Origin of the sequence: Streptomyces sp. NRRL S-118, from assembly GCF_000716335.1 — a bacterium.
Classification (GTDB): domain Bacteria; phylum Actinomycetota; class Actinomycetes; order Streptomycetales; family Streptomycetaceae; genus Streptomyces.
Genome location: NZ_JOBL01000104.1, coordinates 63,683 through 88,826, shown reverse-complemented (window position 1 = coordinate 88,826; position 25,144 = coordinate 63,683). Strand labels below are relative to the sequence as shown.

General features: G+C 72.9%; 26 protein-coding genes. 8 read left to right on the top strand and 18 right to left on the bottom strand.

Translation table 11 applies throughout. The annotated features are described in order from the left end of the window. Positions 1 to 38 precede the first annotated feature (38 nt). From IH00_RS0101495 to afsQ1, 3 genes are read right to left on the bottom strand one after another with little or no spacing between them, the layout of a single operon-like run. A complete protein-coding gene (locus IH00_RS0101495) occupies positions 39 to 674 on the bottom strand; it encodes a hypothetical protein (protein ID WP_039945986.1) in 636 nt (211 codons plus the stop codon). Next, entirely contained in the window at positions 661 to 2,190 is a 1,530-nt protein-coding gene (locus IH00_RS0101490; protein WP_039945976.1) for a sensor histidine kinase, read from the bottom strand. Before IH00_RS0101490 ends, IH00_RS0101495 begins: the two co-directional genes overlap by 14 nt. After that, complete coding sequence (gene afsQ1, locus IH00_RS0101485) at positions 2,187 to 2,864, bottom strand: two-component system response regulator AfsQ1 (RefSeq protein WP_199819673.1); 678 nt, start codon at positions 2,862 to 2,864, stop codon at positions 2,187 to 2,189. Before afsQ1 ends, IH00_RS0101490 begins: the two co-directional genes overlap by 4 nt. A gap of 148 nt (positions 2,865 to 3,012) precedes the next feature. On the opposite strand from afsQ1, the gene IH00_RS36825 reads away from it, so the two are divergent. Continuing rightward, positions 3,013 to 3,735, top strand: coding sequence for a SigE family RNA polymerase sigma factor (locus tag IH00_RS36825; protein WP_031068664.1), 723 nt, complete (start codon positions 3,013 to 3,015; stop codon positions 3,733 to 3,735). 228 nt (positions 3,736 to 3,963) lie between these two features. On the opposite strand, the gene IH00_RS0101475 is transcribed toward IH00_RS36825, so the two are convergent. Next, entirely contained in the window at positions 3,964 to 4,674 is a 711-nt protein-coding gene (locus IH00_RS0101475) for a hypothetical protein (RefSeq protein ID WP_031068662.1), read from the bottom strand. 68 nt (positions 4,675 to 4,742) lie between these two features. Between IH00_RS0101475 and IH00_RS0101470 the strand changes: the two genes are divergently transcribed. Beyond that, positions 4,743 to 5,090: a hypothetical protein gene (locus IH00_RS0101470; RefSeq protein ID WP_031068659.1), complete on the top strand. Its 348-nt coding sequence runs from the start codon at positions 4,743 to 4,745 to the stop codon at positions 5,088 to 5,090. A 79-nt stretch (positions 5,091 to 5,169) separates the two neighbouring features. Here IH00_RS0101470 and IH00_RS0101465 read toward each other — a convergent pair whose 3' ends face one another. From IH00_RS0101465 to deoC, 3 genes are read right to left on the bottom strand one after another with little or no spacing between them, the layout of a single operon-like run. Beyond that, positions 5,170 to 6,075, bottom strand: a complete 906-nt coding sequence (locus IH00_RS0101465; protein WP_031068656.1) for an aldehyde dehydrogenase family protein — start codon at positions 6,073 to 6,075, stop codon at positions 5,170 to 5,172. Next, positions 6,068 to 7,501: an aldehyde dehydrogenase family protein gene (locus IH00_RS0101460; protein ID WP_031068655.1), complete on the bottom strand. Its 1,434-nt coding sequence runs from the start codon at positions 7,499 to 7,501 to the stop codon at positions 6,068 to 6,070. The genes IH00_RS0101465 and IH00_RS0101460 overlap by 8 nt, the downstream gene beginning before the upstream one ends. Before the next feature lie 5 nt (positions 7,502 to 7,506). Continuing rightward, entirely contained in the window at positions 7,507 to 8,457 is a 951-nt protein-coding gene (gene deoC / locus IH00_RS0101455) for a deoxyribose-phosphate aldolase (protein ID WP_078887493.1), read from the bottom strand. A 253-nt stretch (positions 8,458 to 8,710) separates the two neighbouring features. On the opposite strand from deoC, the gene IH00_RS0101450 reads away from it, so the two are divergent. The 3 genes from IH00_RS0101450 (at position 8,711) to IH00_RS0101440 (ending at position 10,881) form a co-directional block, all read left to right on the top strand. Next, positions 8,711 to 9,526, top strand: a complete 816-nt coding sequence (locus tag IH00_RS0101450; RefSeq protein WP_031068651.1) for a hypothetical protein — start codon at positions 8,711 to 8,713, stop codon at positions 9,524 to 9,526. 116 nt (positions 9,527 to 9,642) lie between these two features. Next, positions 9,643 to 10,263 carry a class F sortase gene (locus IH00_RS0101445; protein WP_031068649.1) on the top strand — a complete coding sequence of 207 codons (621 nt, stop codon included), beginning with the start codon at positions 9,643 to 9,645 and terminating at the stop codon, positions 10,261 to 10,263. Positions 10,264 to 10,293: 30 nt separating this feature from the next. Next, positions 10,294 to 10,881 carry a PH domain-containing protein gene (locus IH00_RS0101440; protein WP_031068647.1) on the top strand — a complete coding sequence of 196 codons (588 nt, stop codon included), beginning with the start codon at positions 10,294 to 10,296 and terminating at the stop codon, positions 10,879 to 10,881. Between the two features lie 16 nt (positions 10,882 to 10,897). Here the strand turns inward: IH00_RS0101440 and IH00_RS0101435 are convergent, their stop codons facing one another. The 4 genes from IH00_RS0101435 to IH00_RS0101420 form a co-directional block, all read right to left on the bottom strand. Further along, positions 10,898 to 12,085, bottom strand: a complete 1,188-nt coding sequence (locus tag IH00_RS0101435) for a hypothetical protein (RefSeq protein WP_234334724.1) — start codon at positions 12,083 to 12,085, stop codon at positions 10,898 to 10,900. Between the two features lie 190 nt (positions 12,086 to 12,275). Beyond that, complete coding sequence (locus IH00_RS0101430) at positions 12,276 to 13,916, bottom strand: phospho-sugar mutase (RefSeq protein WP_031068642.1); 1,641 nt, start codon at positions 13,914 to 13,916, stop codon at positions 12,276 to 12,278. A gap of 284 nt (positions 13,917 to 14,200) precedes the next feature. Further along, positions 14,201 to 15,025 (bottom strand): purine-nucleoside phosphorylase, encoded by an 825-nt coding sequence (locus IH00_RS0101425; RefSeq protein WP_031068641.1) that lies wholly within the window; start codon positions 15,023 to 15,025, stop codon positions 14,201 to 14,203. A 191-nt stretch (positions 15,026 to 15,216) separates the two neighbouring features. Next, positions 15,217 to 15,654, bottom strand: a complete 438-nt coding sequence (locus IH00_RS0101420) for a gamma-glutamylcyclotransferase family protein (protein WP_031068638.1) — start codon at positions 15,652 to 15,654, stop codon at positions 15,217 to 15,219. On the opposite strand from IH00_RS0101420, the gene IH00_RS0101415 reads away from it, so the two are divergent. Both IH00_RS0101415 and IH00_RS0101410 read left to right on the top strand, forming a co-directional pair. Then, positions 15,653 to 17,233, top strand: a complete 1,581-nt coding sequence (locus IH00_RS0101415; RefSeq protein WP_391813059.1) for an NAD(P)H-quinone dehydrogenase — start codon at positions 15,653 to 15,655, stop codon at positions 17,231 to 17,233. The two genes, IH00_RS0101420 and IH00_RS0101415, sit on opposite strands and share 2 nt — an antisense overlap. 213 nt (positions 17,234 to 17,446) lie before the next feature. Further along, a complete protein-coding gene (locus tag IH00_RS0101410; RefSeq protein ID WP_031068634.1) occupies positions 17,447 to 18,376 on the top strand; it encodes a DeoR/GlpR family DNA-binding transcription regulator in 930 nt (309 codons plus the stop codon). Positions 18,377 to 18,635: 259 nt separating this feature from the next. Here IH00_RS0101410 and IH00_RS0101405 read toward each other — a convergent pair whose 3' ends face one another. Further along, positions 18,636 to 19,220, bottom strand: coding sequence for a TetR/AcrR family transcriptional regulator (locus tag IH00_RS0101405; RefSeq protein ID WP_031068632.1), 585 nt, complete (start codon positions 19,218 to 19,220; stop codon positions 18,636 to 18,638). Positions 19,221 to 19,336: 116 nt separating this feature from the next. Next, a complete protein-coding gene (locus tag IH00_RS0101400) occupies positions 19,337 to 21,097 on the bottom strand; it encodes an acetyl/propionyl/methylcrotonyl-CoA carboxylase subunit alpha (protein ID WP_031068630.1) in 1,761 nt (586 codons plus the stop codon). Between the two features lie 345 nt (positions 21,098 to 21,442). Between IH00_RS0101400 and IH00_RS41555 the strand changes: the two genes are divergently transcribed. Then, positions 21,443 to 21,874, top strand: coding sequence for a hypothetical protein (locus IH00_RS41555; protein ID WP_324615765.1), 432 nt, complete (start codon positions 21,443 to 21,445; stop codon positions 21,872 to 21,874). Here IH00_RS41555 and IH00_RS42515 read toward each other — a convergent pair. From IH00_RS42515 to IH00_RS0101370, 5 genes are all read right to left on the bottom strand, one after another. Beyond that, on the bottom strand, positions 21,780 to 22,214 hold the full coding sequence (locus tag IH00_RS42515; protein WP_158827600.1) for a hypothetical protein: 435 nt from the start codon (positions 22,212 to 22,214) through the stop codon (positions 21,780 to 21,782). The genes IH00_RS41555 and IH00_RS42515 overlap by 95 nt on opposite strands. Positions 22,215 to 22,289: 75 nt before the next feature. Then, positions 22,290 to 22,895, bottom strand: a complete 606-nt coding sequence (locus IH00_RS0101385; protein ID WP_031068625.1) for a Maf family protein — start codon at positions 22,893 to 22,895, stop codon at positions 22,290 to 22,292. Between the two features lie 67 nt (positions 22,896 to 22,962). Further along, positions 22,963 to 23,091 (bottom strand): morphogenic membrane protein MmpB, encoded by a 129-nt coding sequence (gene mmpB, locus IH00_RS44950; protein ID WP_267882533.1) that lies wholly within the window; start codon positions 23,089 to 23,091, stop codon positions 22,963 to 22,965. Between the two features lie 219 nt (positions 23,092 to 23,310). Continuing rightward, positions 23,311 to 23,520, bottom strand: coding sequence for an acyl-CoA carboxylase epsilon subunit (locus IH00_RS0101375; protein WP_031068623.1), 210 nt, complete (start codon positions 23,518 to 23,520; stop codon positions 23,311 to 23,313). A gap of 9 nt (positions 23,521 to 23,529) precedes the next feature. Next, positions 23,530 to 25,134 carry an acyl-CoA carboxylase subunit beta gene (locus IH00_RS0101370; RefSeq protein ID WP_031068621.1) on the bottom strand — a complete coding sequence of 535 codons (1,605 nt, stop codon included), beginning with the start codon at positions 25,132 to 25,134 and terminating at the stop codon, positions 23,530 to 23,532. Between the last annotated feature and the right edge of the window lie 10 nt (positions 25,135 to 25,144).

The window sequence follows — 25,144 nt, the reverse complement described above, 5'->3', positions numbered from 1 at the left end:
CCGCACACGTACTCACGGCGCGGCACACGGCCCCGGGCTCAGGCCGCCGGTGTCCCGGCGCGGGACGAGCCCGTCGGCACCGCCGAGTCCGGGCGCTCCTTGACCTCGGTCGTGCAGGTGTACCGGCGCGCCGGGTAGTCCCCGGGACCGCCCAGCACGACCGTCCCGCCCCCGGCGTCCGTCGCGCCGTTCTCCGCGTACGTGCACACCAGCTGGGACAGCGCGGCCGGCGGCAGGTCGTCCGGCTGACGGCTCAGCCGCAGCGTCCCCGCGGGGTCGCCCTCGCGCCCCGCCGAGACGGTGAGGGGCGGCTGCACGTACGTCAGGAAGCCCGCCTGCCGCTCGTCCGCCGACGGCTCCGCCGTCAGCTGCGCCAGCAGCGCCCTGGCCACCGGGAGCCGGCCGTCGCTGCCCTTGGGGTCCGTGAGCGCCGGACCGGCCGCGCGCTGCACCGCCTCCAGCCCCGACGCGCACACCAGGTACACCGTCACCGGCATGCCCTGCCCGTCCTCGTCCGCCTCCGCGTCGCGGGACAGGCTGCACGGCATCCGCGAGGGCGCGGCGCCCGCGTCGACCGGGACCGTCGGGCGGATGCCGCAGCCCGCGGCGACGGCGGCGATCACGGCGGCCCCCGCGAGCCCGGCCATGCCCCGCCGCAGCTCACGCACCCTCATGCCCGCCACCCTTCTGCTGCTGTTCCTGCGGGTCGACCGTGTGCGACGCGTCGCGCGGCAGCCGCAGCACGAACACCGCGCCGTCGCCGTCGGGCGAGTTCGCCGCCGTGATGTCACCGCCGTGGATCAGCGCGTTCTCCATCGCGATCGACAGTCCGAGACCGCTGCCCTCGGACCGCGGACGGGACGCGCTCGCCTTGTAGAACCGGTCGAACACGTGCGGCAGGACGTCCTCGGGGATGCCCGGCCCGTGGTCGCGCACCTCGATGAACAGGTCGTCCCCTTCGGTCCGCACCGCCACGCGCACCGGCGAACCGCCGTGTTTGAGCGCGTTGCCGATGAGGTTCGCGAGGATCACGTCGAGCCGGCGGGGATCGAGCCGCGCCACGATCCCGCGCTCGGCGTCCAGCTCCACCGCGTCCAGCCAGGCGCGCGTGTCGATGCAGGCGGTGACCTGGTCGGCCACGTCCACGTCGTCGAGCACCAGGCGGGCCGTACCGGCGTCGAAGCGGGTGACCTCCATGAGGTTGTCGACCAGGGTGTTGAGCCGCCGCGTCTCGCTGACCACCAGCGCCACGGCCGGCGCGATCATCGGGTCGAGGCCGTCCTGCTCCTCCTCCAGGACCTCCGTCACCGCGGTCAGCGCCGTCATGGGCGTGCGCAGCTCGTGCGACATGTCGGCGACGAACCGGCGGCTGGACTCCTCGCGGGCGCTCATGTCCGCGACCTTCTTCTGGAGGCTCTCGGCGGCCGCGTTGAACGTGCGGGACAGTTCGGCCAGTTCGTCCGTGCCCGACACCTGGAGCCGGGTGTCCAGCTCGCCCTCACCCAGCCGCCGCGCCGCCTCCCCGAGCCGGTGCACCGGCTTCAGCACGGTCGTGGCGGCGGCCTGCGCCAGCAGCGCCGAACCCAGCAGCGCCAGCAGCGTGGCGATCCCCAGCGACCAGGCCAGCGAGTTGAGGTCCTGCCGCTCGGGCTCCAGGGACTTGAACATGTACCCGGTCGGCCCGCCGCCCGCTATCCGCGTACCGCCCACCAGGTACGGCGTCTGACCGCGCGTCGTGCGCTGCCAGAACAGGTGGTACGGGTACGGGTTGGAGTCGTCCACCTCGTGCTGCTTGTCCACCGCGGCCCGCAGGGACTGCGGCACGTCCTCCAGCGTGAACCGGTCCGGGTCGGACACCCCCACGATCGGCTTGCCCTCGGCCCGCTCGGCCAGCAGCACCACGCCGTACCCGACGCCGTTGGACGACATCTCCTCGGCGGTGCGCCGCAGCTCCTCCTCGGTGGGCCGCAGCGGCAGCGACGCGGCCCGGTTCTGCATCTCCTGCCGGAAGTCGTTCAGCGCCGAGTCCTGCGTACGCGTCAGCACGGCCTCGCGGTTGAGCCAGTACGCGATGCCGGACGCGGACACCGCGGCGGTGAGCGCCACCAGGGCGAACACGACGACCAGGCGCAGCCGCAGGCTCGTCCAGCGAAGTCCCGCCCCCGGTCCCTTTCTCGCGGACTCGGTCACGAAGGGACGTCCAGCCGGTAGCCCACACCCCGGACCGTACGGATCAGGGTCGGCGAGGACGGCACGTCCTCCACCTTCGCGCGCAGGCGCTGCACGCACGCGTCGACCAGGCGCGAGTCGCCCAGGTAGTCGTGCTCCCACACCAGCCGCAGCAACTGCTGGCGCGACAGCGCCTGGCCGGGCCTGCGGCTGAGCTCCAGCAGCAGCCGCAGCTCGGTGGGCGTCAGCTGGAGGTCCTCGCCGTTCTTCGTCACGGTCATCGCCGACCGGTCGATGACCAGCGCGCCGAACGTCGCCGAGTCCGTCGACTCGCGCTCGCCGCGCCGCAGCACCGCCCGGATGCGGGCGTCCAGCACCCGTCCCTGCACCGGCTTGACCACGTAGTCGTCCGCACCGGACTCCAGCCCCACCACGACGTCGATGTCGTCGCTGCGCGCGGTCAGCAGGATGATCGGCAGCTGGTCGGTGCGCCGGATGCGGCGGCACACCTCGAAACCGTCGATGCCGGGCAGCATCACGTCCAGCACGATCAGGTCGGGCCGCTGCTCGCGCAGCAGTTTCAGGCCGTCCTCACCCGTCGCCGCGGTGGCCACTTTGTGGCCCTGGCGTGACAGGGAGAGTTCGAGGGCCGTGCGGATGGCGTCGTCGTCCTCGATCAGCAACAGGAAAGGCACGCCGTCATTCTGTCCCATGGTGGAGGGGGAGTTCGACCGCTCGCCCCTGTGACAGGTCTGTGACAGTCGGCGGACACCGCCATGAAGTCCCCCCGGCAAGCTTTTTCGCACCGGACCGAGCCAGACTCCAACCGACGGGGGGCGTGAGATGAACGCACTGCACAGCACCACCTCAAACGCAGTTGTCACGCGTCTCCACGACGTCACGCGGAGCACCGAGAAGTCCGGCGCCGTGAACGGGCGGGGGTGCGTTCGCGGCGCCGGGCGTCAGCACAAGTCGCCGTACATGGCGGCCGTGCCTGACGGGGGAGAGGCGTACGGAGGGGCACCGGGGGAGCGGACGAGCCGTACGGACGTGGAGTTCACCACGTACGTGCAGGAGCGCCGCGCCTCTCTGTACGCCACCGCCTACCACCTCACCGGTGACCGGTTCGAGGCGGAGGACCTGCTCCAGAGCGCGCTGTTCTCGACGTACCGCGCCTGGGACCGCATCAGCGACAAGGCCGCGGTCGGCGGATACCTGCGCCGCACCATGACCAACCTGCACATCAGCGCCTGGCGGCGGCGGAAGATCGACGAGTACCCGACCGAGGAGCTCCCCGAGTCCGCCGGCGACACCGACGCGATGCGCGGCACGGAGCTGCGCGCCGTGCTGTGGCAGGCGCTGGCCCGGCTGCCCGAGCTCCAGCGCACGATGCTGGTGCTGCGCTACTACGAGGGCCGTACGGACCCGGAGATCGCGGAGATCCTGGACATCAGTGTCGGCACGGTGAAGTCGAGCATCTGGCGCTCCCTGCGCCGGCTGCGCGAGGACGACGTCCTCAGCTTCGGCCGTGACGAGGAGGAGTCCTTCGGCCAGCTCGTGGCCTGAAGGTACGGGGGAAGCACGGGGGAACGGGGGGCGGCCGGCCGCGGTCTCGGGGGAGGCGGCGGCGGGCCGGGGTACGGGGGTGCCCACCACGGGGGGAACCGGGGGTAGCGGGGCAACGGGGGAGCGGGCCGGACAGGACGGGGGGTCTTGTCCGGCCTCGCGCGTTGTCCGGGGCCTGGAGTCCGTGCCGGCGTCCGGGCGCGTTCCGGGTGCCCGGGCCGGCGTGCGTTACGCGCGCTCCCGGCCCGCCGCCGTGGGCGTGCGGTGCCGGCCGGCCGCCGCGGCGGCCAGGCGGCCCAGGGCCTCGGCCTTGTCGCACGCGTGGGCGCCCAGGGCGGTCTGGCGGGCCACGATGGAGCGCTCGGCGCGCATCAGGCGCCAGCCGCGGCGCAGCAGGAACGGCACCGACTTGCGGCCCTCCCGCAGGTCCCGCAGGAGCCGGCGGCGGAACGTGGTGGAGGGGCGGCCGCGCAGGCACAGGGCGTCGGCGAGGACCCCGAGCTCCTGGCACCGCGCCACGATGTCCGCCGCGAAGATGCCCTCCGCCACGAAGAGCGGGGTGCGCCCGATGGCGAAGGCCTCGTGGTCCACGCGGCTGCTGGTGGCGATGTCGTACACGGGGACCGTCGTGCTTCCCGTACCGCACAGGTCGGCGATCGCGGCCACCGCGGCGTCGGCGTCCCACGACAGCGGGGAGTCCCAGTCGATGTCCGAACTGCCCGGCACGAGCGGGAGTGTCGGGTCGTCGGCCTCCTTGTAGAAGTCGTCGAGGCGCAGGACGGGCAGGCCGGTGCGGGCCGCGAGGGAGGACTTGCCGGAGCCGGAGGGCCCCGCGAGCAGCACGACGCGGGCCGGGATGGGTTGGGAACTCACGGGACACCAGTCTGAGGCATGCACCCGGTCGGGGGACCCCGCCGGGGACCCGTTGGTATCGAGCATCACACCTCAAATACGCTGCGTACTCGACCGATCACGCCTCTCACGCTGCGCGGCAGGAGCCCTCGTCCATGGCACGTCACACGTTTCTGAAGGCCGGGCTGGCCCTTTCGGCCCTCGGCACCGCCCTCGGTGCCACCGGCGGCACGGCCCAGGCGGTCCCGTCGCCGGTGGGCGACCTCGACGCGGCGGCCGCGATGCAGGGGGTGTCGGCGGCGGCGCCGCACGTCGTGGGCACCGCCAAGAACCTGAAGATCAACCCCCTCGCGCAGACCGGGGTCGACCCGCTCGACAACGGGGTCGGCACGCAGGTGGGCGACTTCCGGCCGGTGGACACGACCAGCGTGACCGGCTCGCTGACCAGTGCGCCGAACCTGCCGGTGGTCGGCCCTGCGCTGGGGGGCGCGCTCCCCGGCTAGGGCCGCCCGTCCTCGGACGCGAGAACGGCTCCGCATCCCCCGGACGGAGGGGACGCGGAGCCGTTCGGCGTGGACCGGCTCAGTAGGACGAGCCGGAGGCGCCCAGGGAGCCGGTGGGGTGCCAGACCGTCTTGGTCTCCAGGAACGCGGTCATGCGGTGCGTGCCCGGGTCCCCGGTGAAGTCCCCCTCGCCGTCCACAGCCTGTGGACGCAGGACGCGCTTGAGGTTGTCCGCGGCCGCGATCTCCAGCTCCCGCGCCAGCTCGGCGTCCGCGCCCGTCAGGTCGAGGGCGTTGACGTCCTGGTGCGCGGCGAGCGGGCCGGCGATCTCCGCCGCCTTGCCGGACAGGACGTTGACGACACCGCCGGGCAGATCGGAGGTGGCCAGCACCTCGCCGAGCGAGAGCGCGGGCAGCGGCGCCTTCTCGGAGGCGACGACGACGGCCGTGTTGCCGGTGGCGATCACCGGGGCGATGACCGAGACCAGGCCCAGGAAGGACGACTCCCGCGGGGCGACGATCGCGACCACGCCCGTCGGCTCGGGGGTGGACAGGTTGAAGAACGGGCCCGCCACCGGGTTCGCCCCGCCCATGACCTGGGCGATCTTGTCCGTCCAGCCCGCGTACCAGACCCAGCGGTCGATGGCCGCCTCGACGACCTCGGCCGCCTGCGACTTGGACAGGCCCTCCGCGTGCGCCACCTCGTGCACGAACTGGCTCCTGCGGCCCTCCAGCATCTCCGCGATGCGGTAGAGGATCTGGCCCCGGTTGTAGGCCGTCGCGCCCGACCACCCGCCGAACGCCTTGCGCGCCGCCACGACCGCGTCCCGCGCGTCCTTGCGCGACGAGAGCGGCGCGTTCGCCAGCCACTTGCCCTTGTGGTCCTGCACTTCGTACACCCGGCCGCTCTCGCTGCGGGGGAACTTGCCCCCGACGTACAGCTTGTAGGTCTTGAAGACGCTCAGACGGTTCGTCGTGTCAGACATCGAGGTACGCCTCCAGGCCGTGGCGGCCGCCCTCGCGGCCGAAGCCCGACTCCTTGTAGCCGCCGAAGGGCGAGGTCGGGTCGAACTTGTTGAACGTGTTGGCCCACACGACGCCCGCGCGGAGCTTGTTCGCCACCGCGAGGATGCGGGAGCCCTTCTCCGTCCAGATGCCGGCGGACAGGCCGTACTGGCTGTTGTTGGCCTTGGCGACGGCCTCGTCGGGCGTGCGGAACGTCAGGACCGACAGGACCGGGCCGAAGATCTCGTCGCGGGCGATGGTGTGCGCCTGGGTGACGTTGGTGAACAGCGTCGGGGCGAACCAGTAGCCGGTGGAGGGGATCTCGCAGGCCGGGGACCAGCGCTCGGCGCCCTCGGCCTCGCCGGTCTCCGCGAGCGCCGTGATCCGGGCCAGCTGCTCGGCCGAGTTGATCGCGCCGATGTCGGTGTTCTTGTCCAGCGGGTCGCCGAGGCGCAGCGTGGACAGGCGGCGCTTGAGGGCATCCAGCAGCTCGTCCTGAATGGACTCCTGGACCAGCAGGCGGGAGCCCGCGCAGCAGACCTGGCCCTGGTTGAAGAAGATGCCGGTGACGATGCCCTCGACGGCCTGGTCGATGGGGGCGTCGTCGAAGACGATGTTGGCGCCCTTGCCGCCGAGCTCCAGGGTGAGCTTCTTGCGGGTGCCGGCGACCTGGCGGGCGATGGCCTTGCCGACCCCTGTGGAGCCGGTGAAGGCGACCTTGTCGACGCCCGGGTGCTCGACGAGCGCGGCGCCGGTGTCCCCGTAACCGGGGATGATGTTCACGACGCCCTTGGGCAGACCGGCCTGGCGGCAGATGTCCGCGAAGAACAGCGCCGACAGCGGGGTCGTCTCGGCGGGCTTGAGCACCACCGTGTTGCCGGTGGCGAGCGCCGGGGCGATCTTCCACGCCAGCATCAGCAGCGGGAAGTTCCACGGGATGACCTGGCCGGCCACGCCCAGCGGCCTGGGGTCGCGCCCGTAGCCGGCGTGGTCGAGCTTGTCGGCCCAGCCCGCGTAGTAGAAGAAGTGCGCGGCGACCAGGGGGAGGTCCGCGTCGCGGGTCTCCTTGATCGGCTTGCCGTTGTCCAGCGTCTCCAGGACCGCCAGCTCGCGGCTGCGCTCCTGGATGATCCGGGCGATGCGGAAGAGGTACTTGGCGCGCTCGGCGCCCGGCAGCGCCGACCACTTCTCGAACGCCTTGCGGGCGGCCTTCACGGCCCGGTCCACGTCCTCGGCGCCGGCCTGGGCGACCTCGGAGAGCACCTCCTCGGAGGCGGGCGAGACGGTCTTGAAGACCTTGCCGTCGGCGGCCTCGGTGAACTCGCCGTCGATGAACAGGCCGTAGGACGGCGCGATGTCGACGACCGAGCGGGACTCGGGGGCGGGTGCGTACTCGAACTTGGTCATGGTGATCAGTCCACCGTCACGTAGTCGGGACCGGAGTAACGTCCGGTGGCCAGCTTCTGACGCTGCATCAGCAGGTCGTTGAGCAGGCTCGACGCGCCGAACCGGAACCAGTGGTTGTCCAGCCAGTCCTCGCCGACGGTCTCGTTGACCAGCACCAGGAACTTGATGGCGTCCTTGGTGGTCCGGATGCCGCCCGCGGGCTTCACCCCGACCTGTACCCCGGTCTGGGCGCGGAAGTCGCGCACCGCCTCCAGCATGAGCAGCGTGTTCGCGGGGGTGGCGTTGACGCCGACCTTGCCGGTCGAGGTCTTGATGAAGTCCGCCCCGGCGATCATGCCGAGCCAGGAGGCGCGGCGGATGTTGTCGTACGTGGAGAGCTCGCCGGTCTCGAAGATGACCTTCAGGCGCGCGGCGCCCGAGGCCTCCTTCACGGCGCGGATCTCCTCGTACACCTTCAGGTAGTCGCCCGCGAGGAACGCCCCGCGGTCGATCACCATGTCGATCTCGTCCGCCCCGGCGGCGACGGCGTCCCGCGTGTCGGCGAGCTTGACGTCGAGGGCGGCGCGGCCGGCCGGGAAGGCGGTCGCGACGGAGGCGACCTTGACGTCGGTGCCGGCGAGGGCGGCCTTCGCGGTCGCCACCATGTCCGGGTAGACGCAGACCGCGGCGGTGCGCGGGCTGGTGCGGTCGGTCGGGTCGGGATTGACGGCCTTGGCGGCGAGCGCCCGGACCTTGCCCGGGGTGTCCGCGCCTTCGAGCGTCGTCAGGTCGATCATCGAGATGGCCAGGTCGATGGCGTACGCCTTGGCCGTCGTCTTGATCGAACGGGTACCGAGAGACGCGGCGCGCGCTTCGAGGCCGACGGGGTCCACGCCGGGAAGCCCGTGGAGGAAGCGGCGCAGTGTGCTGTCGGACGCGGTCACGTCAGCGAATGCAGATGCGGTGGGCATGGTCACCACTCGAGCATATCTACGCGCGTAGCTGCCTGTACAGCCCCGGCTCGGAGGTCTGTGCGAAACCCCTGGTGGGCGCGTGCACCGGAGCTGTTCGTGAGGCCTGTCACACGCCTGTGACGCGGAGGGCATCGCACCCGCACACAAGATCCATAACGTTGTCCGTGCAGCCCCGCCCCACACTCAGCGGCCACACCGACGAGGCAAGGCAGGCATGCGGCTCTCCCTTCGAAACCGACCTGTTGCAGGAGTCGTTATGCGTTCCGCCCTTCGTGCCGCCCTCGCCGGCGGCGTCCTCGCCGGTGTCGCCCTCGTCCCGGCCGTCACCGCGGGAGCGGCCTCCGCGGCGGACGGCACCCCTCCCGCCACCGCCGGGCGCGAGCACCTGCGGACCGAGACCCTCGCCGACGGCACCGTCGTCAGGATCGACCGGATCAACGCCCTGCACCACCGCGCCGAGTCCTTCGTGAACGGCCGCTCCATCGGCGTCATCGACGCCAACACCCGCCCCGCCGCCCGCAACGACAACGGCCGCTTCCTGGTCCTGCACGAGGACGGCACCACGCACCACTGGACCGGCAACCTCGCCACCGGCGCCGAGCCCGGCCGGTACGAGCTGGCCGACGGCACCGTCCTGGAGCTGGGCAGGAAGAACGGCGAGTACGGCCTGCAACTCGTCGAGAACGGCACGGGCCGCGGGTTCTCGTACACCAACGGCGAGGACCGCCGCGTCCTGCGGTTCGGCGACGCGCTCGTGGTGCTGGGGCGGGACGGCGGCCTCGCCGCGTACATCGCCGGCGGGAAGAAGCAGGCCGCTCCCGCCCTCATCGGGACGAGCACCGGCCCGGCCGGTTCCACGGGCGGCGCCACGCCGCAGGGCGGCACCGAGGAGCCCGCGCGGACCTCCATCACCCAGACGACCATCGTCCCCAAGGGCGGTGTCGCCGCCGGTGCCGAGGTGCAGGAGGGCGACAACCTCATGGTCGTCGCCGGTGCGGGCGCCGCCGCCGTCGGCGCGGCCGGGCTCGGCTTCGTCGCCCTGCGCCGCCGCACGTCCGGCACCCGCGCCTGACCCCTCCTCGTACGCCCTGCCCGACCCGGGCAGGAGCGCCACCACCCCACCCCGAGCCGGGCGGGCCGCCGCATACTGCGACGGCCCGCCTCGCTACGTCCCCTGGAGCCCCACCCGTGTCTGCCTCCGCCCGCCGCTCCGCCGCCGCGCTGCTCGCGCTCGCCGCCCCGGCCGCCCTGGCCGGCTGCGGCTCCGCCGCGACGAGCCCGCCCGGCTCACCCCCCGCGCACATCGTGCCGGCCACCGCCTCCCCGGCGGCCGCGCAGGGCCGGTCCGCCGCACCCATGGCCCGCTCGGAGCCGGTGCGCGTGCGGGTGCCCGCCGCCGGGGTCGACACCGGCCCCGTCCTCGCCCTCGGCCTCGCCGCGGACGGCACGGTCGAGGTGCCGTCCGTCGCCGACGCCGGCCGGATCGGCTGGTACGACAAGGGCGTCACGCCCGGCGAGACCGGACCCGCCGTGCTCATCGGCCACTTCGACACCGCCCGGGGCCCCGCCGTGCTCAAGGACATCGCCAAGGTGCGCACCGGCGACGAGATCAGCGTCCGGCGGGCCGACGGCACGACCGCGGTCTTCCGCGTGCGGGAGCTGGAACAGGTCGACAAGAAGGCGTTCCCGACCCGGAAGGTGTACGGCGACACCACGCGCCCCGAGCTGCGGCTGATCACCTGCGGCGGGGAACCGGTCGACGGGCACCGGCCCGACAACATCATCCTGTACGCCGATCTCGTCGCGTGAGCCCGTGACGGGTGAGGCAGAATCGGCCGCATGACGACCCCGCCGAAGCCCGAGTACGCCGACCGGTCCTACCGCTCGCCCCACGGCATCGTGGGTGGTCTTCTGCTGCTCGCCTTCGCCGCCTGGCTCGGCGGAGACGCGCTGGTCACCGGTGAGGGGCGGACGCCCTGGATCGCGCTCGCCGGGCTGCTGTTCGTCGTCCCGCTGGTCGTCGCGTTCACCTTCCGGCCCGCCGTGCACGCCAACGAGGACCGCATGCGCGTGCGCAACCCGTTCCGCACGATCCACCTGCCCTGGGCGTCGGTCGCGGGCGTGCGCGCCGGGTACTCCAGCGAGGTCTTCACCCAGGACGGCACCAAGTACCAGCTCTGGTCGGTGCCCGTCTCGCTGCGCGAGCGCAAGCGCGCCGCCCGCCGGCAGGCGCGGGCCGGGGCGGACGCCCCGCCCGTGCGGTCCTCGGGCGCCGACCAGACCGTCGCCGACCTCCAGGAACTGGCCGAGCGGTGCGCGTCGCGGCCGTCCGCGCAGGGCGAGCCCCGGATCCGCTGGGCGTACGAGATCCTCGGGCCCTCGCTCGCCGGCCTGGTGCTGCTGATCGTGCTGATCGTCACCGGCTGACCGCGCCCGTCGCGTCCTACGGCGGCCCCGGCCACACCAGCAGCATGTACCCGCCCAGCCACGCCGACGTCAGCGCCGCCCCGCCCAGCACCAGCGCCGCCACCACGCGCCCGGCCCGGCACACCGCCGCCGCGAGCGGCAGCAGCAGCGGGAAGGCGGGCACCAGGAAGCGGGCGCGCGGGAAGTACACCCCGTCGCTGCCCAGCACCACCAGCAGCAGGACCCCGCTGAAGACGAGCAGCACCGGCGGCTGCCGGTCGGCCAGGCACACGACGTACGCCGCCGCCGACAGCACCAGCACCGCCGACACGGCGACCAGGAACAGCTGCGGGTTCCGGTCGTAGACGAGCAGGTTCCGCAGCTCGCGCAGCGTGCCCGCGCCGCCGTCCCACTCGTTGCGCCACAGCCGCTGCACGGCGAAGTAGCCGTCCCAGCGCCCCACCCGGGCGCCCACCCACGCCACGTACGCCAGCCAGCCGAGCGGGGCGGTGAGCGCCGCGGCCAGCGGTGCCCGCCCGCGGGTGCGCGCCGCCGCGAGCAGGCCGGTGACGGACACGGCCGCTGCCACCGCGATCCCGGTGGGGCGGGTCAGCCCGGCCAGTACCGCGAGGGCGGCCGCCGTGTGCCAGCGGCCGGTGAGGACGGCGTACAGCGCCCAGGCGGCGAGGGCCGTGAACAGCGACTCGGTGTAGCCCATCCACTGGACCACCGCGACGGGCAGGGCGCCCCACAGCACCGTGAGGACGGTGGCGACCCGGCGCCCGCACAGCCGGTCGCCGACCGCGAAGACGCCCCAGGCCGCGACGAGCGAGAAACCGGCCGCCAGGACCAGCCCCACCGAGGCGCGCGAGCCGGGCGTGACGCCCGCGACCGCCTTCACCAGCACCGGGTAGAGCGGGAAGAACGCCAGGTTGTTGGAGTCCATCCGGGTGCCCAGGTCGTCCTGGTAGCCGTGGTCCGCGATGCCCAGGTACCAGTCGGAGTCCCACGAGGTGGCGAGCGTCGGCCACACGCCGTGGCCCTTGAGGTGCGCCCAGCGGGCCAGCACCAGCAGCCCGAGGAGCCGCACCGCCAGGTACCCCGTCAGCGCGGGTGCGGCGTACCGCAGCGAGCGGGCCGAGCGGGCGGCCCCGCCGCGGACGCGCCCGGCCACCGGGGAGGGGGGCCGCCGGGACGCGGGGACGGTCGGACGTGCGGTGATCACCGACGGCGGCACGGTGGGGCTCCAGGGGCTGCTCGGCTGCGGTACCGGGTCACCCTGCTCGGCGGACCGGGTCGCGTACCGGAGCCGTGCGTCACCTGCCGTACGAGATTCACCCGTACGGGAAAAGCCGTGCCCGTACGGAACTTCTCCGTACGGGCGCGTGAAGGGCAGGGCCGAGGGGGCCGGGCCGTCAGATCCCGGCGGCGGCCGCCAGGTCCCGCTTGATCGCCCCGAGCACGCCGTCGGCCTCGGCGCGCGCGGCGGCGAGCCCGCTCGCGTCGGCGACCGGCACGACGACCTCCAGGTAGCACTTCAGCTTCGGCTCGGTGCCGCTCGGGCGGACGATGACACGGGCCTTGAAGGCGCCGTCCAGGTGGTACCGCAGACCGTCGGTGGGCGGGAGCGCGCCGCTGCCCCGCGTCAGGTCCTCGGCGGACGTCACCGTCAGCCCCGCGAGCGCGGCCGGCGGCTGCTCGCGCAGCCGGCGCATGGCGTTCGCGATGACGCCCAGGTCCTCCACCCGGACGGACAGCTGGTCCGTGGCGTGCAGGCCGTGCGCGACGGCCAGGTCGTCCAGCAGGTCGGACAGCGTCCGGCCCTCCTCCTTGAGCACCGAGGCCAGCTCGGCGACGAGCAGCGCCGCCGTGATGCCGTCCTTGTCGCGCACACCTTCGGGGTCGACGCAGTAGCCGAGCGCCTCCTCGTAGCCGTAGGCCAGGCCCTCGACGCGGGCGATCCACTTGAAGCCCGTCAGGGTCTCCTCGTGGCGCAGCCCGGCCGCCTCCGCGATCCGGCCCAGCAGGGACGACGACACGATCGACTCGGCGAAGGCACCGGTGACGCCCTTGCGCACCAGGTGCTCGGCGAGCAGCGCGCCGACCTCGTCGCCGCGCAGCATCCGCCAGTCGCCGTCGTGCGGGACGGCGACGGCGCAGCGGTCGGCGTCGGGGTCGTTGGCGATCACGATGTCCGGCGCGGTCTCCCGCGCCCGGGCGAAGGCCAGGTCCATCGCGCCCGGTTCCTCCGGATTGGGGAAGGCGACGGTCGGGAACGCCGGGTCCGGCTCGGCCTGCTCCTCGACCAGCACGGGCGCCGGGAAGCCGGCCCGCTCCCAGGCCGCCAGGACCACGTCCTTGCCGACGCCGTGCATGGCCGTGTAGACGACGTTCGCGGTGCGCGGGGAGCCGGGGGTCAGCACGGCGTCCGTACGCTCCAGGTAGGCCCGCAGGACCTCGTCCCCGAGCGTTTCCCAGCCGCTGTCCGGCCGGGGCACGTCGTGCAGGCTCGCGACCCCGGCGATCTCGGCGGCGATCTCCGCGTCGGCGGGCGGCACGATCTGGGAGCCGTCGCCCAGGTACACCTTGTAGCCGTTGTCCCGGGGCGGGTTGTGGCTGGCGGTCACCTCGACACCGGCGACCGCGCCCAGGTGCCTTATGGCGTACGCGAGGACGGGCGTCGGCAGCGGGCGGGGCAGGACCGCCGCGCGCAGCCCGGCGCCGGTCATCACGGCCGCGGTGTCCCGTGCGAAGTCGGCGGACTTGTAGCGGGCGTCGTAGCCGATGACGACCAGGCCACCGGTGTGGCCCTGCGCCTTCAGGTACGCGGCCAGCCCGGCGGCGGCCCGGATGACCACGGCCCGGTTCATCCGCATGGGCCCGGCGCCGAGCTCCCCGCGCAGCCCGGCCGTCCCGAACTGGAGCGTGCCGCCGAACCGGTCCGCGAGCGCGTCGAGGTCCCGCGCCTCGATGAGCTTGGCCAGCTCGTCGCGGGTCTCGCTGTCCGGGTCCTCGGCCAGCCACGCCTCCGCCTGCGCGATGAGGTTCTGCTGCACGGTGGTCTGCCTCTCTGGATGTCGTACGGGATGTGTCTGCGCTACGGGTACCCCGCGCCGCCTGCGCGGCCGCCGGCCCGTGGGTCCGGATGGCCGCCCGGGGCGCGCGCCTGCGCCCTGCCGCGGTGCCCGCGGCACGGCGCGGCCCCGGGGCCGGCGAGGGCTCCGGGGCCGGGCCCGGCGAGGCCCGCCGCGCACGGAACGTGCGTGCGGGCGGGGCCGGTGGCCGGGTCGTGTCCGCGCGGTCCGCCCCCGCCGGGCGGTGCGGCCGCGCGGACACCTCGCTAGATGCGGTCCAGGACCCGGGTGAGGAGCTCACCCATGCGGGCGGCGGAGTCGCGGCCCGCCTGGAGGACCTCCTCGTGGTTCAGCGGTTCGCCCGACAGGCCCGCGGCCAGGTTGGTGACCAGGGAGATGCCGAGGACCTCGGCGCCCGCCTCGCGGGCCGCGATGGCCTCCAGGACCGTGGACATGCCGACCAGGTCGCCGCCCATCACGCGGACCATGTTGATCTCGGCCGGGGTCTCGTAGTGCGGGCCGGGGAACTGGACGTACACGCCCTCCTCCAGCGTCTCGTCGACCTCCTTGCACAGCGCGCGCAGCCGCGGCGAGTACAGGTCGGTCAGGTCGACGAAGTTGGCGCCCACGATCGGGGAGGTGGCCGTGAGGTTGATGTGGTCGCTGATCAGGACCGGCTGGCCGGGGCGCATGCCCTCGCGCAGGCCGCCGCAGCCGTTGGTCAGCACGACGGTCTTGCAGCCGGCGGCCACCGCGGTGCGCACGCCGTGGGCCACGGCGGCGACGCCGCGTCCCTCGTAGAAGTGGGTGCGGCCCAGGAAGACCAGCGCCCGCTTGGCACCGATCCGGTACGAGCGGATGCGGCCGCCGTGGCCCTCGACCGCCGGCGGCGGGAAGCCCGGGAGCTCCGTGACCGGGAACTCGGCCTCGGGAGCGCCGAGCGCGTCCACGGCCGGCGCCCAGCCGGAGCCCATCACGAGGGCGACGTCGTGGGTCTCGGCGCCGGTCAGCGCGCGCAGGCGCGCGGCGGCGTCGGCGGCGGCGGCGTAGGGGTCGCCCTGGAGGTGGTCCGGGGTGGCAGTTGCGTTCACAGAGTCTCTCGCCTCGCGAAGTAACAGTCGCCCCGGACCGCTCGCTGAGGACCCGGGGGTCCGGGGGCCGGCCCCGGAGAAATGCAGTACGCACAAGAGCCTAGCCCGAGATTGCCTACGCGCGTAGATGACGATGCCCACGGAGCCGCGATCGTTGCCTTGTCGTTTCCGACGAAAGCCGCGGACGCCCGCTAGCAGGGGCGCTTGCGCAGCTCCATCACATAGTCGTGCGGCGCGCCCGCCGACTCCGCCGCGTCCGCGATCTCCCCCAGGTAGCGCGCGGACGGCAGCCCGCCCTCGTAGCCGTTGAGCACGTACACCCAGGCCGGCTCCTCGCCGTCCAGCGTGTGCACGCGCACGCGCATGCGCCGGTAGATGTCCAGGCCGACACCCTCCCAGCGGTCCATGGAGTCCTCGTCCAGCGGAGCGATGTCGTACAGCGCGACGAAGACCTGCGAGCGCGGCGCCTCCACGATCGTGGCCAGCGCCCCCTCCCAGCCCATCTGCTCGCCGCCGAACGTCAGCCGCCAGCCGTTGAGCCAGCCCGTGCTGCGCAGCGGGGAGTGCGGTGCGCGGCGCGTCATCAGCCGCGCGTCGAGGTTGCCGGCGTACGCGGCGTAGAGCGACATGGGTCCGAGGGTACGGGAGCGGCCGGTGCGGGTGCTGTTCCCCGGGGAGGGGACCCGGCGGGAAGCACGCCGGACCGTGCGGGACAATGGGGTACGTACTTGCATCCCTGCCGTGACGAGAGCGCGAGGCGTAACCCCTGTGACCCGGATCGTGATCATCGGTGGCGGACCCGGCGGATACGAGGCGGCCCTGGTGGCCGCCCAGCTCGGCGCGGAGGTGACCGTCGTCGACACCGACGGCCTCGGCGGAGCATCCGTCCTGACCGACTGCGTACCCTCGAAGACCCTCATCGCCACGGCCGAGGTGATGACCACCTTCGACTCCTCCCACGAGGAGCTCGGCATCATCGTCGCGGACGACACTCCGCACATCGACCAGGCGGCCAGGATCGTCGGCGTCGACCTCGGCAAGGTCAACCGGCGCGTCAAGCGGCTCGCCCTCGCCCAGTCGCACGACATCACCGCGTCCGTCACGCGGGCGGGCGCGCGCGTGCTGCGCGGCCGGGGCCGGCTCGACGGCCGCCAGGCCCTGGACGGCTCCCGCCAGGTGATCGTCACCGCCGCCGACGGCACGGAGGAGACGCTCACCGCCGACGCCGTCCTGATCGCGACCGGCGGCCACCCGCGCGAGATCCCCGACGCCCTGCCGGACGGCGAGCGCATCCTCAACTGGACGCAGGTGTACGACCTGGACGAGCTCCCCGAGGAGCTCATCGTGGTCGGTTCCGGTGTCACGGGCGCCGAGTTCGCCGGCGCCTACCAGGCGCTCGGCTCCCGGGTCACGCTCGTCTCGTCCCGCGACCGGGTGCTGCCCGGCGAGGACCCCGACGCGGCGGCCGTCCTGGAGGACGTCTTCCGGCGCCGCGGCATGAACGTCATGGCCCGCTCCCGGGCCCAGTCCGCCAAGCGGGTCGGCGACCGGGTCGAGGTCACCCTCGCCGACGGGCGGGTCATCTCCGGCACGCACTGCCTGATGGCCGTCGGTGCCATCCCGAACACCGAGGGGATGGGGCTGGAGGAGGCCGGCGTACGGCTCAAGGACTCCGGCCACATCTGGACCGACAAGGTCTCCCGCACCTCGGCGCCCGGCGTGTACGCGGCCGGTGACGTCACCGGCGTCTTCGCCCTCGCCTCGGTCGCCGCCATGCAGGGCCGCATCGCGATGTACCACTTCCTCGGCGACGCGGTCACGCCGCTGAACCTGAAGACCGTGTCGTCCAACGTGTTCACCGACCCGGAGATCGCGACGGTCGGCTACACGCAGGCCGACGTCGACGCCGGCAAGATCGACGCCCGGGTGGTCAAGCTGCCGCTGCTGCGCAACCCGCGCGCCAAGATGCAGGGCATCCGGGACGGCTTCGTCAAGATCTTCTGCCGTCCGGGCACCGGCATCGTGGTCGGCGGCGTGGTCGTCTCGCCGCGGGCCAGCGAACTGATCCACCCGATCTCGATCGCGGTCGACAACAATCTGACCGTCGAACAGATCGCAAACGCTTTCACGGTGTACCCGTCGCTGTCGGGCTCGATCGCCGAGGTGGCACGGCAGTTGCACACCCGGAAGACGTCGGCCGAGGTCTAGGGCGGCCCGGTACAAGGACAACACCCGGCAACCCCCGGCAAGTCGGGACATCGGCCGGTCGTAGTACGTACACGGACGGGGCCGCCCATACCACTTGGCGGTCCCGTCTGTTCGCAACTTCTCGTAATGGGCGCATACTGCTGCAAACATGCCGCGGCTGGGGTTACTGTCAGTTTCGTGTTCGCTGCAGAACGTCGTCAGTTGATCCTCGAAATGGTGCGCGCCAACGGAGCGGTATCGCTCCGGGAGCTCGCCCGCGTCGTCCAGACCTCCGAAGTGACCGTACGGCGAGACGTGCGGGCCCTGGAGGCGGAAGGACTCCTCGACCGCCGGCACGGCGGTGCGGTACTGCCGGGCGGTTTTACGCGAGAGTCCGGCTTCCCGCAGAAATCCCATCTCGCGACCGCGGAGAAGACGGCCATCGCCGATGTGGCCGCGGCTCTCGTCGAAGAGGGCGAGGCGATCGTCGTCGGCGCCGGGACGACCACCCAGGAGCTGGCCCGCCGGCTCGCCCGCGTCCCCGGGCTGACCGTCGTGACCAACTCGCTGCTGGTGGCCCAGGCGCTGGCGCACGCCAACCGTGTCGAGGTCGTCATGACCGGCGGCACCCTGCGCGGCTCCAACTACGCACTGGTGGGCAGCGGGGCGGAGCAGTCCCTCCAGGGGCTCCGGGTCTCGCGGGCGTTCCTGTCCGGGAGCGGGCTGACCGCCGAGCGGGGCCTGTCCACGTCCAACATGCTCTCGGCGAGCGTGGACCGGGCACTGGTCCAGGCGGCCGCGGAGGTCGTGGTGCTCGCCGACCACACCAAGCTCGGCACGGACACCATGTTCCAGACCGTGCCGACGGACGTGATCACCCGGCTGGTCACCGACGAGCCGCCCGCCCATGACGAGCGGGCCGCCACGGAGCTCCAGGCCCTCGCCGACCAGGGCGTCCAGATCACGGTCGCCGGCGCCGGGCCCTCCGGCACCGAGGGCGCCCCACCGGGCCGCCAGCACCGCCGTGACGTTCCGCTCCCCGGCCAGCGCGGCGGCGCCCGGCACCCCGGCGGCACCCTGCGCTCGGCCGCGGCGGCGTCCCTGGCGGCGGAGGACCGGGCTCCGGAGCGCGGCGCCCGCGTGGCGGACCTGCGCCGCCGCTGACGCGGCCGGTACGGGACCGGGGTGTGACCGGGACCGGGGCGTGACCAGGACGGGGCCGGGATCTGGGGCGGACCCGGGCGTGACCGGGACCGGGGTGTGACCGGGACCGGGGTGTGACCGGGCGACGTGCCGTGGGCCGGGCCCGCGTCACACAGGCAAGGCAAGTCGGACCGGCAAGGCTCAGGCCCGCAAGGGGGCAGGCCGGCAAGGTCCAGGCCCGCAAGGGGTCAGGCCCGCAAGGGGCCAAGACGGCAAGGGCTCAGGCCTTCAGACCGCGCAGGGTCAGCATCAGCAGGCGGTCGGCCAACTCGGGATCGTCCTGCGACTGCTCGGCCGCCAGGGCGATCGCGTTCGTCAGCTGCATCAGGTCGTCGATCGAGACCCCGCCCCGCACGGCACCGCTGCTCACCGCCCGCTCCAGCAGCCGGGCGCCCGCCTCCCGCAGCGGTACGTTGCACGCCGACAAGGCCGAACTCCGGTCGTGCGACGCCGACATGAGCGCCCTCGCCAGGCCCCGGTACTCGCCCGCGTGCGTGACGATGGCGCGCAGCCACTCCACGAGCGCCTCGCACGGCCTGTCCGCGTCGGCGAGCTGCCGCGACCGCTCCAGCAGCGCGGCCAGCGCCTCCTGGAAGACCGCGCTCATCAGCGCGTGCCGGTTCGGGAAGTGCCGGTACAGAGTGCCGATCCCCACCCCCGCGCGCCGCGCGATGTCCTCCAGCGCCGCGTCGGTGCCGTGCTCGGCGAAGGCGGAGCGGGCCTCGGCCAGCAGACGCTCGTAGTTGCGGCGCGCGTCGGCCCGCATGGGCCGCACCGCAGCGCCCGCTGCCGTGCTCGTCGTCATGGCGCCGTCCTCCCTGGCTCCTCCTCGTGCCTCCAGCATGCCATTGCGACAGCAGGGGGCCTGCCCGGAGAGATTCCGGGCAGGCCCCCTGCCGGTGGCGCTGCTGACCCGCCGGGTCAGTCCTTGATCTCGCAGATGGCGGCGCCGGAGGTCACCGAGGCGCCGACCTCGGCGGACAGGCCCTTGACGGTGCCCGCGCGGTGCGCGTTGAGCGGCTGCTCCATCTTCATGGCCTCCAGGACCACGATGAGGTCGCCCTCCTTGACCTCCTGGCCCTCCTCCACGGCGACCTTGACGATCGTGCCCTGCATCGGGGAGGCGAGGGTGTCGCCCGAGGCGGCGGAGGCGGACTTCTTCGCGGCGCGGCGCTTGGGCTTGGCACCGGCGGCCAGGCCCGTGCGGGCCAGGCTCATGCCGAGCGAAGAGGGCAGGGAGACCTCCAGACGCTTGCCGCCGACCTCGACGACGACCGTCTCGCGGCCCGGCTCCTCCTCGGCCTCGCCACCCGCGGGCGCGGCGAAGGGCTTGATGTCGTTGACGAACTCGGTCTCGATCCAGCGGGTGTGGACCGTGAACGGGCCCTCGGCCGGGGCGAACGCGGGGTCGGTGACGACCTTGCGGTGGAAGGGGATGGCCGTGGCCATGCCCTCGACCTGGAACTCCTCCAGCGCCCGCGCCGCGCGCTGGAGCGCCTGCTCGCGGGTGGCACCGGTGACGATCAGCTTGGCGAGCAGCGAGTCCCACGCCGGGCCGATGACGCTGCCGGACTCCACGCCCGCGTCCAGGCGCACGCCCGGACCCGACGGCGGCGCGAAGGTGGTCACCGTGCCGGGGGCCGGCAGGAAGTTGCGGCCCGGGTCCTCGCCGTTGATGCGGAACTCGAAGGAGTGGCCGCGCAGCGGCGGGTCGTCGTAGCCCAGCTCCTCGCCGTCGGCGATGCGGAACATCTCGCGGACCAGGTCGATGCCGCTGACCTCTTCGGTGACCGGGTGCTCGACCTGGAGGCGGGTGTTGACCTCCAGGAAGGAGATGGTCCCGTCCATGCCGACCAGGAACTCGACGGTACCGGCGCCGACGTAACCGGCCTCCTTGAGGATCGCCTTGGAGGCGCGGTACAGCTCGGCGTTCTGCTCGTCGCTCAGGAACGGCGCGGGGGCCTCCTCCACCAGCTTCTGGTGGCGGCGCTGGAGCGAGCAGTCACGCGTCGACACGACCACGACGTTGCCGTGCTGGTCGGCGAGGCACTGGGTCTCGACGTGGCGCGGCTTGTCGAGGTAGCGCTCGACGAAGCACTCGCCGCGGCCGAAGGCGGCGACGGCCTCGCGGACGGCCGAGTCGTACAGCTCCGGCACTTCCTCCAGCGTGCGGGCGACCTTCAGGCCGCGCCCGCCACCGCCGAAAGCGGCCTTGATGGCGATCGGCAGCCCGTGCTCCTCGGCGAAGGCGACGACCTCGTCGGCGCCCGACACCGGGTCGGGGGTGCCCGCGACCAGCGGTGCACCCGCCCGCTGGGCGATGTGCCGGGCGGCGACCTTGTCCCCCAGATCGCGGATCGCCTGCGGCGGCGGACCGATCCAGGTCAGCCCGGCGTCGATCACCGCCTGCGCGAACTCCGCGTTCTCGGAGAGGAACCCGTAACCGGGGTGGATGGCGTCCGCGCCGGAGTCGGCCGCGGCCTGGAGCACCTTGGCCATGTCCAGATAACTGGCGGCCGGAGTGTCACCGCCCAGGGCGAACGCCTCGTCGGCCGCACGGACGTGCAGGGCGTCCCGGTCCGGATCGGCGTAGACGGCTACGCTCGCGATCCCGGCGTCCCGGCAGGCACGGGCGACACGGACAGCGATTTCGCCACGGTTGGCGATGAGCACCTTGCGCACGATGGCTCCCTCCTTGAAACAAGCTGAGTTTAGGGACTGCCGACACGGCCTTTCGACCCGTCCCCACTAGTGAGCTTGCCCACACGGAGCGTGATCCGAGGCGGTACCGAGGCGGGAAACCCCTTGTCGCACCACGTTACGCAGGGCTTCTTCACGGCACAGTAACCCCGGGGTGTGGTCAAGGTCTCTGTCCGGCGGGTCAGCGCGGTATCCCGTTTCTTTGTGGAGTCCCTACGAATGGGCGAATGATTCTTTGCGGCGGTGTCAGGACCCTTGTCCAAAGGTTTACCAGTCAGTAGCCTTCGCGTCGTCGTCCGTACTGCTGGTAACAGTCAGGGGGTACCCGTGGTGACCCGCAGACCGATAGCCCTGGCGGCGGGGATCGCGCTGCTCATCGAGGCGGTGGGCGTCGTCGCGGTCCACGCGGTGCTGACCGAGGTCCTCGGCAACCAGCGGATGTCCCTGGCCGACCTGGACCCCGACGCCATGATCGCCGGCACCTGGGCGATGGGCGGCGTCCTGGGCGCGTTCCTGGCCCTGTGCGGCGTCCTGCTGCTCGTCCTGTGCTTCCGGGACCGCTCGCCCGGCCGCGCGGTGCGCATCCTGCTCATCTCCTGCGCCATCACCCACGGCGTCCTCGGCGCCCTGGCGGTCGGCCTGGTGGGCTGGGCCGCCTTCGCGTTCATGATGGCCATGCTGGGGCTGCTGGTGGCGTCGCTGGTGCTGTACGCGCCGGAGGCGGTGGCGCCGGGGAGCGCGGGGGAGGCGGCGGCGTAGCCATCCGGCCGAGGACCACGATGTCGTTGCGCATGCCGACGACGATGTCGCTGCCGTGGGCGGCGAGGGCGTCCACCGGGAGCGGGAACTCGATCACGTCCACCGGCCGGTCGAGGGCAAGGTCCCGGATGCGCGCCGACCGGACGCCCAGGTACTCCTGGTGCGCCCCGGCGCGCGGCCGGGCCAGCGCCTCGGCGAGGGCGTCCACGAAGGCGTTCTCGTAGGCCCGCTCCTCCCCACGCGCCGACGCCAGCACCCAGCGCCCGGCCGCCCCGCGCTGGGTACGGGCGAGCTCGGCGGCCAGGACGGCGATGTCCCCGGCGCCCGCACCGCGTAGCACGTGTCGAGCAGGGTCACCCTCCGTGCGGGAAACCGTAGTGGCGGGCGGGCCGAGGAATCCGGCGAACCGGGGAAGTCACGCCCACAAGGCGGTGATCCCGATGCCCAGCTGCCCCAGCAGCTTGCGCAGCAGGGGGAGGGACAGGCCGATGACGTTGCCCGGGTCGCCGTCGATGCCGTCGATGAAGGGGGCCGAGCGGCCGTCGAGGGTGAAGGCGCCCGCCACGTGGAGGGGCTCCCCGCTGGCCACGTACGCGGCGATCTCCTCGTCCGTCGGCTCGCCGAACCGGACCAGGGTGGAGGCGGTGGCCGACGCGTAGCGCTTGGCGGCCGTGTCGTACACGCAGTGGCCGGTCTGGAGGACGCCCACCCGCCCGCGCATCGCCTTCCAGCGTGCCGTGGCCTCCTCCGCGTCGGCGGGCTTGCCGAGGGCCTGCTTGTCGAGCTCCAGGACCGAGTCGCAGCCGATGACCAGCGCGCCGGAGACCTCCGGGCGGGCGGCGACGTGGGCGGCCTTGGCCTCGGCGAGGGCGAGGGCCAGCTCGGCCGGGGTCGGAGCGGTGACCTTGGACTCGTCGATGCCGCTGACGATCACCTCGGGGGCGAGTCCGGCCTGCCGCAGCAGACCGAGGCGGGCGGGGGACGCGGACGCGAGGACGAGGCGGCGGCGCTGATCAGTCATGGGCGTCATCGTACGGAAGGCCGACCGGGCGGCGCAGGTCGTGGCGGTCGGGCCGGGGCGCCGGCCGTCAGTGCAGGCCCGCGACGAACATGGCCAGCACCATCGCCAGGGCCAGCAGGATCCCCGCGCGGCGCAGCATCGCCTGCATGTCCCGCATCTCTTGTGGGGGTTCGTTCTCCGGGTCGGACCACAGCATGGCTTCGATCCTGAGGCCGGAAAGCCGTGCCCGCCTGAGTATCCGTACTCAGGCGCCCCGGTGCCGTCGGACTATTCGCCCGCGGCGGGATGCGGAGCCCGCGGGCGGGGCGACGACGGCCCCCACCCGTCGGTGGAGGCCGTCGTGCCGGTCCCGGTGCCGGTCCCGGTGCCGGTGCCAGTGCCGGTACCGGCCGAACGCCGGGTGTCGCGCCGTGTCCTAGAGGGGCCAGTAGGAGCGCGTCCACGACCGCGGGCCGGGGTGCGGGCCCCGGGTACGGGCGATCCTGGACGGGTCCGACCAGCCCTCGGGGACGCTCTCCGCGCCGCCGGAGGCCGCCGAGGCGGTCGCGGCGGCGCGCGCCTGGACCACCGCCAGGGCGGCGGCCAGCTCCTCCGGGGTGGGATTGCCCCGCAGAACCTTGATCATGGGGGCTCCTTAGAGGGGGATGTTGCCGTGCTTCTTCGGAGGGAGGTTTTCCCGCTTCGTACGCAGCTGACGCAGGCCCCGCACCAGGTGCGAGCGCGTCTGGGACGGCATGACCACCGCGTCGATGTAGCCGCGCTCGGCCGCCGTGTACGGGTTGAGCAGGGCGTCCTCGTACTCCTGGATCAGCCGCGCCCGCGTCGCCTCGACATCCTCCGCCTCGGCGATCGTGCGGCGGTGCAGGATGTTCACCGCGCCCTGCGCGCCCATCACCGCGATCTGCGCCGTCGGCCACGCCAGGTTCAGGTCGGCGCCCAGGTGCTTGGAGCCCATGACGTCGTACGCGCCGCCGAACGCCTTCCGCGTGATGACGGTGATCAGCGGGACCGTCGCCTCGGCGTACGCGTAGATCAGCTTGGCGCCGCGCCGGATGATGCCTTCGTGCTCCTGGCCGACGCCCGGCAGGAAGCCCGGCACGTCGACGAAGGTCAGCACCGGGATGTTGAACGCGTCGCAGGTGCGCACGAACCGCGCGGCCTTCTCGCTCGCGTCGATGTCGAGGCACCCGGCGAACTGCATGGGCTGGTTGGCGACGACGCCGACCGGGTAGCCCTCGACCCGCCCGAAGCCGGTGAGGATGTTCGGCGCGAACATCCCCTGCGTCTCCAGGAATTCACCGTCGTCCAGCACGTGCTCGATGACGGTGTGCATGTCGTACGGCTGGTTCGCGCTGTCCGGGATGAGGGTGTCGAGCTCCCGGTCCTCGTCCGACAGCTCCAGGTCCGCCTCCTCCGGGAAGGCGGGCGGCTCGGACAGGTTGTTCGACGGGAGGTAGGCGAGCAGCGACTTGACGTACTCGATGGCGTCCTTCTCGTCGCCGGCCATGTGGTGCGCGACGCCCGAGGTGGTGTTGTGGGTGCGCGCGCCGCCCAGCTCCTCGAAGCCGACGTCCTCGCCCGTCACCGTCTTGATGACGTCGGGGCCGGTGATGAACATGTGCGAGGTCTGGTCGACCATCACCGTGAAGTCCGTGATGGCGGGGGAGTAGACGGCCCCGCCGGCACACGGACCGACCACCAGGCTGATCTGCGGGATGACGCCCGAGGCGTGGGTGTTGCGGCGGAAGATCTCGCCGTACATGCCGAGGGCCATGACGCCCTCCTGGATGCGGGCGCCACCGGAGTCGTTGATGCCGACGACCGGGCAGCCGGTCTTCAGCGCGAAGTCCATCACCTTGACGATCTTCTGGCCGAAGACCTCGCCGAGGGCCCCGCCGAACACCGTGAAGTCCTGGGAGAAGACCGCCACCGGCCGTCCGTCGACGGTTCCGTATCCGGTGACGACACCGTCTCCGTACGGTCGGTTCTTCTCCAGCCCGAAGTTGGTGGAGCGGTGCCGGGCGAACTCGTCGAGCTCCACGAACGAGCCCTCGTCCAGGAGGAGCTCGATGCGTTCGCGGGCGGTCAGCTTGCCCTTGGCGTGCTGCTTCTCGACGGCGCGCTCGGAGCCGGCGTGCGTCGCCTCGTGGATACGGCGCTGCAGGTCCGCGAGCTTCCCCGCGGTGGTGTGGATGTCGATCTGGGGCTGGGACTCTTGGCGCTCTGCCGGCTCGGACATCGGGATGCGG